Genomic DNA, 12,978 nt, shown 5'->3' with positions numbered 1-12,978 from the left:
GAACCTTATTGCCCCTGTCCCGCTTTGTCTCGTTCCGCCATCGACACCGCGGGCGGCGATGGCGGCGAGGCTGGCGTCTGGGTGCCGCTGCGGCTGCTGCGGCAGCTGGCGCTGCCCTACCCGGCGTACCACCAGCTGATCGCCTCGCTGCGGGTTGGGGCGGATGGTGGGGACGACTCCCTGCTGGCGGAGCTGACCGACGCGAGTGCAGCGGCCCTGCGCGAGGCGCTGGAGCAGGGCCACGTGGAGTTGGCCCTGGCTGCCCACGATGATCTGCTGGGCCACGTGATCGAGCTGGCGGCGTCGCGGCCGGCGGTGGCGGCGGTGCTGTGGCAGCGTTACGGCGAGCTGCTGGGGCAGCTGGCGGGCCAGGTGCACGGGCGGTTGGTGCCCCGCAACGGGGAGCCGGTCGACTTCAGCCTTCCCGAGCGGACCGGTGATGCCGAGCTCTGCCTCCGGATGGCGGGGATTCTCGAGCCGACGGCGGCCCAGCCCTGGGCGGTGCCCGACTGGCTGCCGGTACTGGAGCAGCAGCTGGTGCAGCACGGGGCCCTGGCCTGGCAGCAGCGGCTTCGGACGGACGCCGACGCCGCGGGGCCCTGCCTGGATCTGTTCCTGCGCCTGGCCCAGCTGCTCGATCCGGTGCCGGCCTGGGTGGATCTGGCCTGGCGCGCCGCCCTGGAGCGGTTGATCGAGGCGCTGCCGCCCGCCGGTGCCCTGGCGGAGGCGGACCTGGCCCGGCTGGTGGAGCGCGTGGGTCGGTTGCCGGTGGCGGCGGAGCAGCGGCCGGCGTTCGAGGCGGCGCTGCTGCGGGCCCGCTTCAGCCTGGAGCTGCTGCAGCAGGGCCGTGGGGTCAGGCGTCCCGGCGCCGGCGAGGGGGTGGAGGTGCTGGAGGCGGAATGGCTGGAGGAGGAGGAAGGGCCCGGCCCGGCGCCGGCGGCCGCCCTGCCGGCGGTGGAGTGGCGCCCCGGCACCCTGGTGGTGGAGCTGGATCCGCTGGAGCTGCAGCTGCTGCAGCGCGCCGAAGGGCCGGCCGAGATCCTGGAGGAGGCCCTGGCCGAACTGCGCCGCCGCCATCACGACAGCGACTTCTGGGGTGCGGCGGCTGTGGAGGGCCCCGAACCGGCGGACACGCTGGAGTTGCTGCGGCGCTTCGAGCGGGAGGCCGGCTTCTACGCCACCACCCATGCACCGCTGGAGAGCCTGCGGCAGTGGGCCCGGCCGGCGCTGCAGGCCCTGCTGCAGGCCCAGGTGTGGAGCGGCGATGGGGCCACCCTGGAGCTGTGGCAGCCCTGGGGGCAGGCGGGCCAGCGGCGGCAGCCGCCCGGCGGCACCGCCCTGCTGGAGCGGCTCGGCGGCGGCGAGGTGGTGCTGGTGGGCGAGGGGCCCGAAGCGGTCGCGGCGCTGCAGGAGGCGCACCGGGCCGGCCGGCTGTTCGCCGGGGGGCCCTTCGGCCTGCGCTGCCTGGCGGTGCCCCAGAGCCGCCACCCGCAACGGCCCGCGGCCGGCTTCGAGCACAGCCTGGAGGCCCTGGTGACGGCGGTGGAGGCGCTGTACCAGGAGCGTCCGTTTACGGTGCTGCTGGCTGGGGGCGGGGCCTATCGGCTGCCCCTGGTGCAGGCCATCGGCAGCCGCTACGGGGTGCTGGCGGTGGCGCTGGCCTCCCCCCTGGCGGCGTGGCTGGGGGCTGAAGCGGTGGCGGAGCCGGGCCGATGAGCCAGCCGGACCCCAGGCCGACGGACTGGCGGGCGGTGATCGCGGCCCACCGGGTGGAGAGCCACGAGCCGGCGGCCTGGCTGCGCTACGGGGTGGCCCTCAGCCAGCTGATCGAACCCTCGGCCCAGGCGCGGCAGCAGCAGCAGCAGGTGGGGCTGGCCTTCGCCCACGCCGAAGCCCTGGGCGCCTCGAAGGAGGCGGTGGCCCTGGGCCAGCGGCAGGCGACGCTGCTGAGCCTGGTGGAGGCCCTGGCGCTGGCGGGCGCCGAGGGGGCGGCTGCGGTACTGGAGCGCCTGGCCGACGGGCGGTGACGGGCAGCTTCTCCGGCTGACTGAGGTAAGGGTTCGCGCAGGAGGTCACCCATGGATGCCCTGCTGACGTCGGGATGGCGCCCACCGACGGTCCGCAGTTGCGGGCGGCGGAGGGGGCTGGTTGGCAGGCTGCAGCGTTGTGTACAGCCTGTACAGGGTCGGCGTCAACGGCACTTAGGATGACGTCATCTGATGACGGTCATGTCATGCGGACCATCGTGGATCTGCCCGAGGGCGAGCGCGATCAGCTGGATGCCCTCTGTTCCCAGCGGGGCATTTCCCGGGCCCAGGCGCTGCGGGAGGCTCTGACCCTCTGGCTGGAGCGGGAGCGTCCACGCCACCGGGAGGTGTTCGGGCTATGGAGCGACCGGGACCTTGATGGGGTGGCGCTGCAGCGGCGGATTCGGCAGGACTGGGACCCGCACTGATGGGGTTGCTGCTCGACTCCAACATCCTGATCGATGTGTTGCAGGGCCGGGATGTTGCCTTGGAGTGGATCCAGGCGCAGCCGCGCTGTTCCATCAGCGTGATCACCTGGATCGAGGTGCTGGTGGGTTGTGGCCCGGGCGAGAGCGAGGCGGTGGAGGTGTGGTTGCGGGGGTTCCACTGCCTGCCGCTCGATGGCGCCGTGGCCAGAGAGGCGGTGGACTGCCGCCGCGCCCTGGGGTTGAAGGTGCCGGACGCCATCATCCTGGCTACCGCCCGTTGCCATCAGTTGCGGCTGGCCACGCGCAACAGCCGGGATTTTCCGGAGCAGCTGGCCGACGTGGTTGTCCCCTACACCCTCTGAAGGTCGCCGTGGCCAGCAAGCGCAGCCTCAACGCCCGCAACCTGGAGGCCCTGGGGGCCGCGGCGCTGGCGGAGCTGCTGATGGAGGTGTCCAGTGGCCAGGCGGTGATCCAGCGGCGGCTGCGGCTGGCACTGGCGGCGGCGGAGGGGGCCGGCGACGCCGCCCAGGAGGTGCGCAAGCGGCTGGCGGCGATCGATCGGGCCCGGACGTTCGTCGGCTCGGCCCGGCGCCCGGCGCTGCTCAGTGATCTGGAGGCCCAGCTGGGGGCGATCACCGGGCCGATCGCGGCCGAGGACCCCCGGGTGGCCTGCGAGCTGTTGCTGCGCTTCCTGGAGATTTCCGGCGGGGTGCTGGCGCGCTGCTCCGACGGCACCGGGGCGGTGATCGGTGTGTTCGAGCGGGCCGCCGGGCAGCTCGGGACGCTGGCGCTGGCGGCCCGGCTGGCGCCGGAGGCCCTGGCCGAGCACGCCGCCGAGCTGCTGCTGGAGAACGACCATGGCCAGTTCGATGGGCTGGTGCCGGCCCTGCAGGAGGCCCTGGGCGACGCCGGCCTGCGGCGGCTGGAGGGCTGCTGCCGCGAACGGGGGGCCCGCGATGGCAGCGGGCTGCTGCTGCAGATCGCCGAGACGCGGGGGGATGGGGAGGGCTACCGGGGCCAGTTCAGCGCCGCGGATCTGCGGCGGCGCCCGATCGCCGCCGACGTGGCCCGGGTGCTGCTGGCCAATGGCCGGGCGGCCGAAGCCCTCGAGATCCTCGATGGCGCCGGCACGGAGCCGGCGGGGCGGCTCGATGGCGCCTGGCAGGACACCCGCGTGGCCGTGCTGGAGGCCCTCGATCGCCCCGCCGAGGCCCAGGAGATGCGCTGGCAGTGGTTCTGCCGCACGCTTTCGATCCCCCACCTGCGCGACTTTCTGCGGCGCCTCGAGGCCTTCGAGGACGGGGAGGCGGAGGAGCGCGCCCTGGGGGTGGCCGAGCGGCACCCGAACCGTCTGCTGGGACTGGAGTTTCTGGTGGGGTGGGGGGCGCTCCCCCGGGCCGCCCGCCTGGTGCTGGCCCAGGCCACGGCGTGGGACGGGGAGGCCTACGGGATCCTCAGCGCCGCCGCCGAGCGGCTCAGCGCCGACCACCCGCTGGCGGCGACGCTGCTGCTGCGGCCGATGGTGTGGGGGGCGTTGGCGATGGGGCGCTCCAACCGCTACCGCCATGCCGCCGAACACCTGCGCCACTGCGACCGGCTGGCCGACCGCATCGACGACTGGCAGGGCCATCCCGACCATGCCGTCTTCGTGGGGCGGCTGCAGGAGGGCTTCGGGGGGCGCTGGGGCTTCTGGAAACTGGTGGAGGCGTAAAAGCTCAGGGTTGCGGTTGGTGGGGATGGGTTCGGTGGGGTGGAGTCGGCAGATGGATCCGGCATTCTGTACAGGCTGTACAGGTCTGGGATCAGGCCGGGCGGACAGGACCCGATGGCCTTGAAGCCCCGGGGATGGATCAGCGTCAGCCAGCAGCTTTGCCGCAAACCCGTAAGGACGCCTTACGACAAGGAGGGTTCCGGCCTAAGGTGAAGTCCAGTGATTGGTTGGCCAGCGATGCCAGCGATGGAGATCGCCACACTCACCGCCAAGGGGCAGGTCACGGTGCCGAAGGCGGTGCGTGAGGCCCTGGGTTTGCGGCAAGGCGATCAGCTCAGCTGGGAGTTGGAGGACGGCTCGGTGCGCGTGCGGGCTGTGGCGCCGTTGGATCTGGTCTATCTGCAGGGGCTGGAGAGCAGCCTGGGCGAGTGGAGCAGCCCGGAGGATGAGGAGGCGTTCTGCTGCTGGCGATGATCACATCGGCGCGGCAATCGTCGTGGCCCCTCGATTGGCCTCTGGAGGATCTGGAGGCCGCAGGACTGCCCCAGCCCTGCCTGGTGCGCTTCAAGCTGTTCACCCTCGACGAGCGGCTGGTGTCAGGGGGGCTGGGTGCTTTGGCCGCCGCCGATCGCGCCGGGGTGGAGGCCCAATTGGGCAAGCTCCTGCCCACCGCGTCCTGAACGCTGCCAAGGCCGCCTTGTGGTGGTGGTTCGGCGGATGGATCCAGCCATGCAGGCTTCAGTACTGCCTTCAGTACTGAATTGCGGCTAGGGTGTGGGGCAGGGGATGGCCCTGGCGTGAGATGGATCGGGTGAACGGCAGTCACCTCAGCTCCAGTGAGCTGAAGCGGCGCGGCATCGCCGCCATCGAAGAGGCCCTGCAAAGGGGCCCGGTGCATCTGATGAAGCGGAACCGCACGGCCGGGGTTGTGCTCAGTGAACGCCAGTACCAGCTGCTGTGTCAGCGAGCGGCCCTGGCCCCGCTGCCTGAGGTTTCGGCGTTGGAGTGGCTGATCAGCTGCCCCACGGCCGCGGAGGGCCGCACCAAGGAGGAGATCGATGCGGCGCTGGAGGAGGAACGCGACTGGTGATCGCCTTTTTTGATGCCAGTGCCCTGATCTACGTGCTGGAGGGCCGCGAGCCGTGGGTTCATGGCGTCAAGCAGGCGCTGGCCGAGCTGGTCGCCAGCGACCCAGGCATGGGAACGGCCGTCAGCCGCCTGAGCTGGTTGGAATGTCGTGTCGGCCCACGGCGTCGCCGTGATCCAGCCACCCTGGCCATCTTTGATGCCCTTTTCTGCCGTACGGATCTGATCTGGGTCGAGCTCACGGCGGCCGTGGTGGAGCTGGCCACCGATCTGCGCGGGCAACACAGCCTGCGCACGCCGGATGCGCTGCAGGCCGCCTGTTGCCTGCAGCTGGGTGATGAAGCGGTGATGATCACCGGCGATGCGTCGTTTCGGCAGGTGCCGGGGCTGCGGTTGGTGGTGCTGTCCTGAGCCGATCCGCTGACTGGCTGCATCAGGCGTCCGCGGATCTGGGCCAGGCCATGGACAGTGCCGAGGCGGGACAAGCCAGCAGGAGTAGGCAGCGACCTCGATCTGCGCTGGCCACTGGAGCTGCTGCCGTTCAGCTGCGACGCGCTCGTGCTCACACCAGAGGAACACGACACCCTGATGGCGTCCGGGTCACGCTTCGCGAGAGAGCTGGGGCGGGATGCCCGCTGGGTGTGGTCCCTGAGGGCGGCCGAGCACTCACCCTTCAGCGGCCCGCTTCCATCGCCGGTGCCAGATCGGTGTGGATGAAGTCATCGCCCTTGTACAGAAGGGGTGCAGCGAGGGATTTGGCCAGGGCGTAGGAGAAACAGTCGCCCAGATTCAACCCGGCTCGATGGCGTCCCTTGCCGAAACGACGAAAGGCCAGGCGCGCGAGTTCCGCCTGGTCGCGGTCGAAGCTGACCACTTCGATCTCTGCGGCGGCCACAAACACATCCAGATCTCCTTGGCCATCGGCGCCAAAGCGGGCCTCGAGAACGATGGAGAGTTCGAGCAAGGAAACAGCGGACATCCGCCGGAACTTGGCAGATTGGATGGCCTCATTGAAAGAACGACGCTCCGGTTCGTTCTGCAGAATCGCAAGGATGGCGGATGAGTCAATCACCATCAGCCCGGCAGTCCAATGGCGTCGTAGCCGAGGATTTCCTCGGGTGTGCGGTTGTCCTTCCGTGGTCGCGCTGCACTACGCAGGGCGATCTCATCGAGGCGATCGGCCAGGCTCGGGCGCCCAGCGGCCTCACGCTGCTGTTGTCTGAGGCGTTGCAGCCGTTCCTGCAGGGCTTGAATGACGGCATTGGTTTTGTTCTCCCCCGAGAGGGCAGCCACCTCCCCAGCCAGGCGATCGGCCTCTGGGTTGCGGATGTTCAGCGCCATCAGGCCAGCGTGTAGACAACCGACATTCAGTGTAGACGCCCCCTGGGCTGTTTGGTCTGCCGCAGGCGTGCCTGTGGGTGCTGGTGGGTTTCGTGGGCGAATCCGGTCTTGGTGTTTGCGGCCAGGAGCCATGGGCGGGGCCAGGCCCCACCCACGGCAGTGGGACAGCGATGACGTCTTGCAGGCATCGCCTTGCTCGCCAAGGCTTTGCCGCCGCCAGAGTCAACGCCCGCAGGCCGGCAACCCCGGCATCAGGCGGCACAGGGACGGATGCAGCGGCGACCCCGGCGGCAGCCAGAGGGGGCTGGAGCCGCGAAGGACGGACAGGCCGATCAGCAGGGCCCACAGCCAGGTGAGACGGGAACCACCGGGGAGGATCATGGGCAGATTCGTTCAACAGCTTGCTGGCGTCCGAGGCATCTTCTCCCTAGGCTGCAGCCATGGCTGGCGACGCATCCTTGGCGCAGGTCGGAATCCGCCCGCAGCTGATGCCCAGTGAGAGGGTGCTCGCACTGCACGACCTTCATCGCGCGTACAACAGCTTCAGCGCGTTTCAGCCGGAACTGGCCGAGCTGCTTCAGCAGGGGAATCTGCTGGACGAGTCTGTTGCGGTGAGCCAGATGCTTGGAATTCTTGAACCTCTCACGGGCGAACATGTTCCGCCGGAGGCCCTTCAGATTCAGGGGCCCAACTACCGCGAATCTCTCGTGGCGAACGGATTGCTGAGCCGGAACCGGGCGGTGCTTCGAGTGTTGGAGCAGACCTGCGGTTCGTTGGAATCACTGGTGCAGCTGGACGTGTATGTGGTGGAGGCGTTGAGTTCTTTTGCTCTGTGGATGCGGCGCCACCTTGGAGCCGCCAGGCTCACCTGCAGCGAGTTCCTGGAAGATGCGGAACTGGCCACCAGCGAGGTTCTGCACCAAGACCTCTGCGCTCTGACCTTCCCAGATTCCTGTTTTGATGTCGTTCTTTGCAACGAACTGTTCGAGCATCTGCCTCAGCTTGACTTGGCCTTCCGGGAGATCGCCCGGGTCCTACGGCCGGGGGGGCGGCTGGTGGCCACCTGCCCACTGGCTTTCGGGCAGGTGGATTCGATCCTGAAAGCGCGATACGACCCGGTGACCCATCAGACAGAACTGATCGGGGACCCTGAGCGGCATGGAGATCCGATCCGGCCAGTGGGCGGCTCGCTCGTCTACCGCATTCCAGGGTGGGACGTGCTTGATCAACTGCGTGCTGCAGGCTTCGCTGCGGCGCAGATGCATCACATCGCCAGCTGGAAGTATGGCGTTCTGGGATCGGATCTACCTGGCGTGCTGGTGATCGAAGCAAAGCGGTAGATCAGCTGGCCTGATCATCCTGTGTTGATTGACACATCTTCCCAATCGGTTCTGGGGTCGGAACATTTCATCAAAGCTTCATCAGGCTGCCATACCCATCACGGGGAGGCGAGGTCTTTGGGGGTTAGATTCTCTTTGCATCCATCCTGTCCACCATTGGATTGCGCTTGACTTTGCCCGTTAATTCTCTAGATCGGAAGTCACTGCAGATCAAGCTTCTGCATAATCCGGAATCCCAGAGTGACTGGGATCGTTTGGCCGCCTATGCAGGAGGTCATCGGGCTACGGGTCGTCCCGCGGATCCAGCTTCGGAAGGCGACACTGACCTCCCTGGAAAGCCATCCCCACCGAGTGCCGACCCTGACGCTTCCTCCCAGCTCCCGCCCACGGGTGGCTTTGTTGAGCCCGGCATCGAGCAACTGAGTTCCGAGGCCCTGTTCCGGCGGGCCAAGCAGCTGGTGGATGGGGAACGTTTCGCCGAGGCCATCGCGCTGACGAATCGCTGGCTGGCTGCCACAACAGAGGACACAGCCGACCCGATGCTGGCGTTCATCCGAGCCCATGCCCACCGGCAGAGCGGGCGAACGGAAGAGGCGCTTGAGATTCTGCGCCCGTTCCGGGACCAGGCCAGCAACCCTTGGATCCCTTTTGAGCTTGGGCTGATCCACAAGGCCTTGGGGCAGGCGGAAGAGGCTTACCTGTGCTTCCGCGAAGCCAAGGGCCTCCAGCCTGATTTCACCTGGGCCTCGATCGAGGCCAGTCGCACCACGGTGGATGGCAACGTTCCCCTCGGCCGGCTTGATGCGATCACGGCCCAGGCGTGTGACACGGGCGCCCCCGTGGACGTGCATCTCGATCGCAGCCTGCGCTGCGGTTCCCTGCTGCTGTTGATCGGCTGGTGTCGTGAAGCCTTCCCCAGCGGCAGCCTGTTCCGGCTGAGCGATCCGCTCATGCCTGGTGCCCATGCCGTCGGATCGGCCACGTTCTATCTCCGGCCTGACGTGTGCCAGGCCCTGGCTCTGCCGGAGCACCAGCGGCATGGCTTTGCCACTCTGATTGACTGTTCCGGCTTCCGTCGTTGGTCGGAACTCGGCCGGCTGGTGTTGATCGTGGAGCCCGAGGGCGAAGACAAGGCACGTCCGACCTCCGCGGAACTCTGCCTGGCGGAGGTACCGGAGGAAACCAGTGCGCCGCGCTTCTTTGAAGCCGCACTGGGCGTGTTTCGCGTGTCGATCGACAGTGGCAACCGCTGGCCGGATTCCCTGAGGCTGTTCACCCCACAGACCGTCATGGAAGCCTCGGGATTGTTCGCCCGGCACGTGGCCGCCGAGCGCAACGATGTGGAGGTCCACTGGTTGACGCGCGCCCCGCTGGCACGGCCACCGCTGACGTCGGTGATTTTCGTGCAGCTGGGTACCTTCCTGGCAGCCAAGCCGGCCATCCTGCAGTTGGCGAAGTGTGGCTTGCCTCTGGAGCTGATCGTGGTGAACAACTCCCCCGAGCTCTTTTCGGAAACGTTCCACATTCTCGATCGGTTTGCCGATATCCGCAGCGGGTTACGGATCGGCATCCTCAACCGAGCCACGAATCTCGGCTTCTCGGCCGGGTGCAATCTCGGTGCCGCGCATGCCACTGGCGAATGCCTGTTATTCCACAACAATGATCTGTTTGCCGACTCGGTGGCCGACTATCACCAGTTGATCCGCCGAGCCATGAGCGAACCGAATGCCATCCACAGTGCCTTCCAGTACTTCACAGACGGGACCCTAATGCAGGAGGGCCTCACCGCCACCCGACTCACAACAGCAAAGGCTGGAGCCTTTCCCCTGTTCAATGGCTTTTCCGTGGGCCGTAACCAGACGCGGGCTGATGTGATCGCCTGTTCCGGTTCCCTGATGGCCATGAGTGCGCCACTGTTTCATCACCTGGGTGGTTTCAGTGAAGAGATTATCTATGCCCACTTCGAGGATTTCGATCTTTGCCTCAGGGCTCGTCAGGAGGGAATTCCTGTGCGGGTATGGGATGACATCAAGTTCTATCACGCAGAGGGCACCGGCTCCGTTGCCCCTTATCACCTGAGCGGGACGACCAGCCATGTGAATCGACTGCTGTTTTCCTTGAAGTGGCGGCGAGAGCTGGAAGCCATGGATCTGCCCGTGGAGTATTCCCTATGAACCAGTACGACCTGGTGATCCTGAGCCTGTTCCATCCCAAGGTGGTGCATGGCGGTGCACAGCAGTGCGCCTATGACCTGTTTTTGAATCTGCGCAAGTACTCCAATCTCCGTGTGTGCTTCATCGGCGCCACATCTCCCCAGACAAATCTGCGCACCAAGGCTTCGGCCTATCTGCGCAAGGTGCCCGGAGCAGAAGATGAATACTATTTCTTCACCGGCGAGTACGACTACTTCTGGCATAATTGCGTTGATTCACGTGCGATCAAGGATCTCACCCTGTTCCTGCGCAGGCTTGAGCCTCGCTCGGTGTTTCTATCGCATTACATGCACATCGGCATCGATCTACTGGGGCTGTTGCGTTTTGCCTTGCCAGAGGTGCACATCAGCGTGGGATTGCATGAAATGCTATTCGCCTGCCTGGCTGATGGCCAGATGGTGAAGAAGACAAACGGTGGACTGTGCAGCAAGGCTGAGCCGGAGCTCTGCGCCATGTGTTTCCCTCACATTACGGCAGATTCGTTCATGGCCCGACACAAGTACAACGTGGATCTGTTGGAGATGGCCGACAGCTACATCGTTCCTGCCAGGCATCTCGGTGGCGTGCTGGTGAAGGAGATGGGGGTCGATCCACAGCGTGTTCACGTGATCAACCATCCCATTGATCTGAATCGCTACCCAGCGCCCGAGCCGGATCCCAAACGGTTGAAGGCGATGCGTTTCGGTTTCTTCGGTCAGTTCGTCGACAACAAAGGAATTCACGTTCTGCTGAAGGCCGGTGACCTGCTCAACCGCAGCCAGCCCCTCAGGCCCTTTCAGATCGTGATCAATGGCGGCAATAAGAACTTCGCCTCCGATGAGTATCAGAGCAAGGTGGAAGGGCTGATCAGCGGCAGCCATGCCTGGGAGCATGGGGAGGTGGTGGAGTTGGGAGGCTACACGCACGATGAACTCATCCGTCGCATGGCCGGCATTGATGTGGTGGTCGTCCCTTCCACCTGGCCGGAGGTGTTCGGCCTGGTGGTGACGGAAGCCTTTGCCTGTTACAAGCCGGTGATCGCGGCCTTCATCGGAGGGCTGGCGGAGCGTGTGCAGCACGGCGTCGATGGCTACAACTTCGTGGCCAGAGATGCTGCTGATCTTGCGGCAAAGATGGCACTATTTCTGGAGATGGAACAGGATAAGTATCTGGAGATGGCCCATGCTGCTCACCAGAGCGCCCTTCGGCTGAGTCCGAAGCGCGCTCTGGAGAGTTACTACAAGGCTCTCGCCGTTGGAGGCAATAGATGATTCATCTCAGCATCGCTCTGCCTCTTGGCATCGATTCGGTCTTCTTCAGCTTTATTGAGCGGCTTGCTGTCCAGAACTGCCATGCCTGCCTGGACCCCCCTGCCCAAGGACTTGACGCTGATGAGTCAGGCGACTGGATTACATCGCTCAGCCGAAGCAGGCAACACCATTTTGTGATCGGGTACCGGTATCCTCCCGTGTATTGGAAGCAACTTGTGGCCCAATCTGCTACGGTCGCTTTACTTTCAGATGCGGATGGGATCCTCAGACAGGTTGAGCGGATCTCTTGGAAGCAGCAACAGGCCGGAAGTGTTACAGATCTTGGGAAGAGTCTGCAGGGCATTCGCCATGCTCTTGACGCTCTAATTGAGATGGCTGAGTGGATGCTCCACGAAGGGGCAGGATCTACCACAATCTTACCCCCGGCGGTGGCCTTTATGTCCCACCCCATGGCAGCCTTTCGTCGTCTCGAAGATTTCTACTCCCAGGCTGGCGTACCCATGACCACATCCTGCTGGGAAGGCTTCGCGAAAGAGGCATCTCCGTTTCTGGATCAGGTTCAGCCCGTTGCTTCAGATCTTCGACACGTGATGCAGCGCCAGCTGACCTTGGAGGAGTCGACACCCTCAAGATTGGAAGCTCTCGGAGCCCTGTTCAATTAGGACAGATGAGTGATCTTTCCAATCTCCTAAAGGTCAGTCCTTAGTCATCCAACACCGTAGACAATCCATCATCCATGAAAGCCCCAATCTTCATCATTGGCTACCCACGATCCGGAACGTCGTTCGTTGGAAAACTGATTGCAACGTTCACGAAGCTGCCTTCGCATGGTGAGGCACATACGCTGACCCTTTTGCAGGAACTTCATCATCAGGTCAATCTGTACAGTCGGCGCACTGACTTCACAGGCAGAGAACTTGTAAAACTCCTTGATCTTGACGAGCTGAAGGATATTAATACCAGATTTTTTCGAGAGTTCTATCGACGGACCTATGGGAGTGATCAGTTCATCGACAAAACCCCAGGAGCTGTGGCATGCCATGGTTGGGGGGTTGTGAAGGAGGTCTTCCCTGACGCTGTCTTCATCGTCTGTGTGCGGAGTCCGGTTGAAGTCTATGAATCTGCGTCGTTGAAGTTTGGCAGCCGTGATGGTGATGGGCCTGCTACAGACCCTGTTGAGGTCGCTACGGGCTGGGTGTCCGCGATGCGTGGAATTGAAAAGCTTCTGGCTTCCCCTTTCGCCTCCGATACTCACGTCGTTTCTCAATTACAGCTTCGCTCGGATCCCACGGCTACCGTCACCCAGCTTTTTGACTTTCTCGGGCTGCCCGATAGCGTCGTAGCCGATGGGATTGAGCTCTGCAGTCAGTCCCGAGAGGATGTTCTAACAGCCTCCATCACAAGACCCTCCTATAAAACCTTGCGTCAGACCAGTCTTGCTGATGTTCAGGCTCAGCGGTTCCGTGAGATCTGTGCTCCCATCTGTACGGATTGGGGTATTGAGCTGTAAGTCAATTCTCCAGTCGCACCCGGCTTCGCACGGATAGCTCATCTCTCATAATCACTGTTGCCTTCATCACAC

At 64.9% G+C, this 12,978-nt stretch carries 17 protein-coding genes; 14 read left to right on the top strand and 3 right to left on the bottom strand.

Annotated elements, in window-relative coordinates:
- Window positions 1-24 precede the first annotated feature (24 nt).
- The 9 genes from KBZ08_RS13330 to KBZ08_RS13290 all read left to right on the top strand — a co-directional run bounded on the left by KBZ08_RS13330 (window position 25) and on the right by KBZ08_RS13290 (window position 5,663).
- Window positions 25-1,716 (top strand): hypothetical protein, encoded by a 1,692-nt coding sequence (locus tag KBZ08_RS13330; RefSeq protein ID WP_254973596.1) that lies wholly within the window; start codon window positions 25-27, stop codon window positions 1,714-1,716.
- Complete coding sequence (locus KBZ08_RS13325; protein WP_254973594.1) at window positions 1,713-2,027, top strand: hypothetical protein; 315 nt, start codon at window positions 1,713-1,715, stop codon at window positions 2,025-2,027. The genes KBZ08_RS13330 and KBZ08_RS13325 overlap by 4 nt, the downstream gene beginning before the upstream one ends.
- A 206-nt stretch (window positions 2,028-2,233) precedes the next feature.
- Entirely contained in the window at window positions 2,234-2,455 is a 222-nt protein-coding gene (locus KBZ08_RS13320) for a CopG family transcriptional regulator (protein ID WP_106222378.1), read from the top strand.
- On the top strand, window positions 2,455-2,817 hold the full coding sequence (locus tag KBZ08_RS13315; RefSeq protein WP_254973592.1) for a type II toxin-antitoxin system VapC family toxin: 363 nt from the start codon (window positions 2,455-2,457) through the stop codon (window positions 2,815-2,817). The genes KBZ08_RS13320 and KBZ08_RS13315 overlap by 1 nt, the downstream gene beginning before the upstream one ends.
- Before the next feature lie 8 nt (window positions 2,818-2,825).
- On the top strand, window positions 2,826-4,166 hold the full coding sequence (locus KBZ08_RS13310; RefSeq protein ID WP_254973591.1) for a DUF6880 family protein: 1,341 nt from the start codon (window positions 2,826-2,828) through the stop codon (window positions 4,164-4,166).
- 246 nt (window positions 4,167-4,412) lie between these two features.
- On the top strand, window positions 4,413-4,640 hold the full coding sequence (locus tag KBZ08_RS13305; RefSeq protein ID WP_254973590.1) for an AbrB/MazE/SpoVT family DNA-binding domain-containing protein: 228 nt from the start codon (window positions 4,413-4,415) through the stop codon (window positions 4,638-4,640).
- Window positions 4,637-4,846, top strand: a complete 210-nt coding sequence (locus tag KBZ08_RS13300) for a hypothetical protein (protein WP_254973588.1) — start codon at window positions 4,637-4,639, stop codon at window positions 4,844-4,846. The genes KBZ08_RS13305 and KBZ08_RS13300 overlap by 4 nt, the downstream gene beginning before the upstream one ends.
- Before the next feature lie 131 nt (window positions 4,847-4,977).
- A complete protein-coding gene (locus KBZ08_RS13295) occupies window positions 4,978-5,256 on the top strand; it encodes a hypothetical protein (protein WP_254973586.1) in 279 nt (92 codons plus the stop codon).
- Window positions 5,253-5,663 carry a type II toxin-antitoxin system VapC family toxin gene (locus KBZ08_RS13290; protein WP_254973584.1) on the top strand — a complete coding sequence of 137 codons (411 nt, stop codon included), beginning with the start codon at window positions 5,253-5,255 and terminating at the stop codon, window positions 5,661-5,663. The genes KBZ08_RS13295 and KBZ08_RS13290 overlap by 4 nt, the downstream gene beginning before the upstream one ends.
- A gap of 262 nt (window positions 5,664-5,925) precedes the next feature.
- On the opposite strand, the gene KBZ08_RS13285 is transcribed toward KBZ08_RS13290, so the two are convergent.
- From KBZ08_RS13285 to KBZ08_RS13275, 3 genes are all read right to left on the bottom strand, one after another.
- Window positions 5,926-6,327 carry a type II toxin-antitoxin system VapC family toxin gene (locus KBZ08_RS13285; RefSeq protein WP_254973583.1) on the bottom strand — a complete coding sequence of 134 codons (402 nt, stop codon included), beginning with the start codon at window positions 6,325-6,327 and terminating at the stop codon, window positions 5,926-5,928.
- Window positions 6,327-6,593 (bottom strand): type II toxin-antitoxin system VapB family antitoxin, encoded by a 267-nt coding sequence (locus KBZ08_RS13280; RefSeq protein ID WP_254973581.1) that lies wholly within the window; start codon window positions 6,591-6,593, stop codon window positions 6,327-6,329. Before KBZ08_RS13280 ends, KBZ08_RS13285 begins: the two co-directional genes overlap by 1 nt.
- A gap of 222 nt (window positions 6,594-6,815) precedes the next feature.
- Entirely contained in the window at window positions 6,816-6,974 is a 159-nt protein-coding gene (locus KBZ08_RS13275; protein ID WP_254973579.1) for a hypothetical protein, read from the bottom strand.
- Between the two features lie 59 nt (window positions 6,975-7,033).
- Here KBZ08_RS13275 and KBZ08_RS13270 point away from each other — a divergent pair, with 59 nt between their 5' ends.
- The 5 genes from KBZ08_RS13270 (at window position 7,034) to KBZ08_RS13250 (ending at window position 12,906) form a co-directional block, all read left to right on the top strand.
- Window positions 7,034-7,933 carry a class I SAM-dependent methyltransferase gene (locus KBZ08_RS13270; RefSeq protein ID WP_254973577.1) on the top strand — a complete coding sequence of 300 codons (900 nt, stop codon included), beginning with the start codon at window positions 7,034-7,036 and terminating at the stop codon, window positions 7,931-7,933.
- Between the two features lie 458 nt (window positions 7,934-8,391).
- Complete coding sequence (locus KBZ08_RS16555) at window positions 8,392-10,107, top strand: glycosyltransferase (RefSeq protein ID WP_254973575.1); 1,716 nt, start codon at window positions 8,392-8,394, stop codon at window positions 10,105-10,107.
- Window positions 10,104-11,396: a glycosyltransferase gene (locus KBZ08_RS13260; RefSeq protein ID WP_254973574.1), complete on the top strand. Its 1,293-nt coding sequence runs from the start codon at window positions 10,104-10,106 to the stop codon at window positions 11,394-11,396. The genes KBZ08_RS16555 and KBZ08_RS13260 overlap by 4 nt, the downstream gene beginning before the upstream one ends.
- Complete coding sequence (locus KBZ08_RS13255; RefSeq protein WP_254973572.1) at window positions 11,393-12,058, top strand: hypothetical protein; 666 nt, start codon at window positions 11,393-11,395, stop codon at window positions 12,056-12,058. Before KBZ08_RS13260 ends, KBZ08_RS13255 begins: the two co-directional genes overlap by 4 nt.
- Window positions 12,059-12,132: 74 nt before the next feature.
- Entirely contained in the window at window positions 12,133-12,906 is a 774-nt protein-coding gene (locus tag KBZ08_RS13250) for a sulfotransferase (protein WP_254973571.1), read from the top strand.
- Window positions 12,907-12,978: the final 72 nt, after the last annotated feature.

Origin of the sequence: Cyanobium sp. Candia 9D4 (assembly GCF_024346155.1) — a bacterium.
Taxonomy (GTDB): Bacteria; Cyanobacteriota; Cyanobacteriia; order PCC-6307; family Cyanobiaceae; genus Cyanobium; species Cyanobium minutissimum.
The sequence above is the reverse complement of the archived record's forward strand: the minus strand, read 5'-3'. Positions and strand labels throughout refer to the sequence as shown.

What these genes read in the sequence shown, in the direction of transcription:
- KBZ08_RS13325 (WP_254973594.1), top strand. Translation starts at nt 1,713, where the DNA reads ATGAGCCAGCCGGACCCCAGGCCGACGGACTGGCGGGCGGTGATCGCG.
- KBZ08_RS13320 (WP_106222378.1), top strand. Translation starts at nt 2,234, where the DNA reads ATGCGGACCATCGTGGATCTGCCCGAGGGCGAGCGCGATCAGCTGGAT.
- KBZ08_RS13315 (WP_254973592.1), top strand. Translation starts at nt 2,455, where the DNA reads ATGGGGTTGCTGCTCGACTCCAACATCCTGATCGATGTGTTGCAGGGC.
- KBZ08_RS13305 (WP_254973590.1), top strand. Translation starts at nt 4,413, where the DNA reads ATGGAGATCGCCACACTCACCGCCAAGGGGCAGGTCACGGTGCCGAAG.
- KBZ08_RS13300 (WP_254973588.1), top strand. Translation starts at nt 4,637, where the DNA reads ATGATCACATCGGCGCGGCAATCGTCGTGGCCCCTCGATTGGCCTCTG.
- KBZ08_RS13285 (WP_254973583.1), bottom strand. Translation starts at nt 6,327, where the DNA reads ATGGTGATTGACTCATCCGCCATCCTTGCGATTCTGCAGAACGAACCG.
- KBZ08_RS13280 (WP_254973581.1), bottom strand. Translation starts at nt 6,593, where the DNA reads ATGGCGCTGAACATCCGCAACCCAGAGGCCGATCGCCTGGCTGGGGAG.
- KBZ08_RS13275 (WP_254973579.1), bottom strand. Translation starts at nt 6,974, where the DNA reads ATGATCCTCCCCGGTGGTTCCCGTCTCACCTGGCTGTGGGCCCTGCTG.
- KBZ08_RS13270 (WP_254973577.1), top strand. Translation starts at nt 7,034, where the DNA reads ATGGCTGGCGACGCATCCTTGGCGCAGGTCGGAATCCGCCCGCAGCTG.
- KBZ08_RS13260 (WP_254973574.1), top strand. Translation starts at nt 10,104, where the DNA reads ATGAACCAGTACGACCTGGTGATCCTGAGCCTGTTCCATCCCAAGGTG.
- KBZ08_RS13255 (WP_254973572.1), top strand. Translation starts at nt 11,393, where the DNA reads ATGATTCATCTCAGCATCGCTCTGCCTCTTGGCATCGATTCGGTCTTC.
- KBZ08_RS13250 (WP_254973571.1), top strand. Translation starts at nt 12,133, where the DNA reads ATGAAAGCCCCAATCTTCATCATTGGCTACCCACGATCCGGAACGTCG.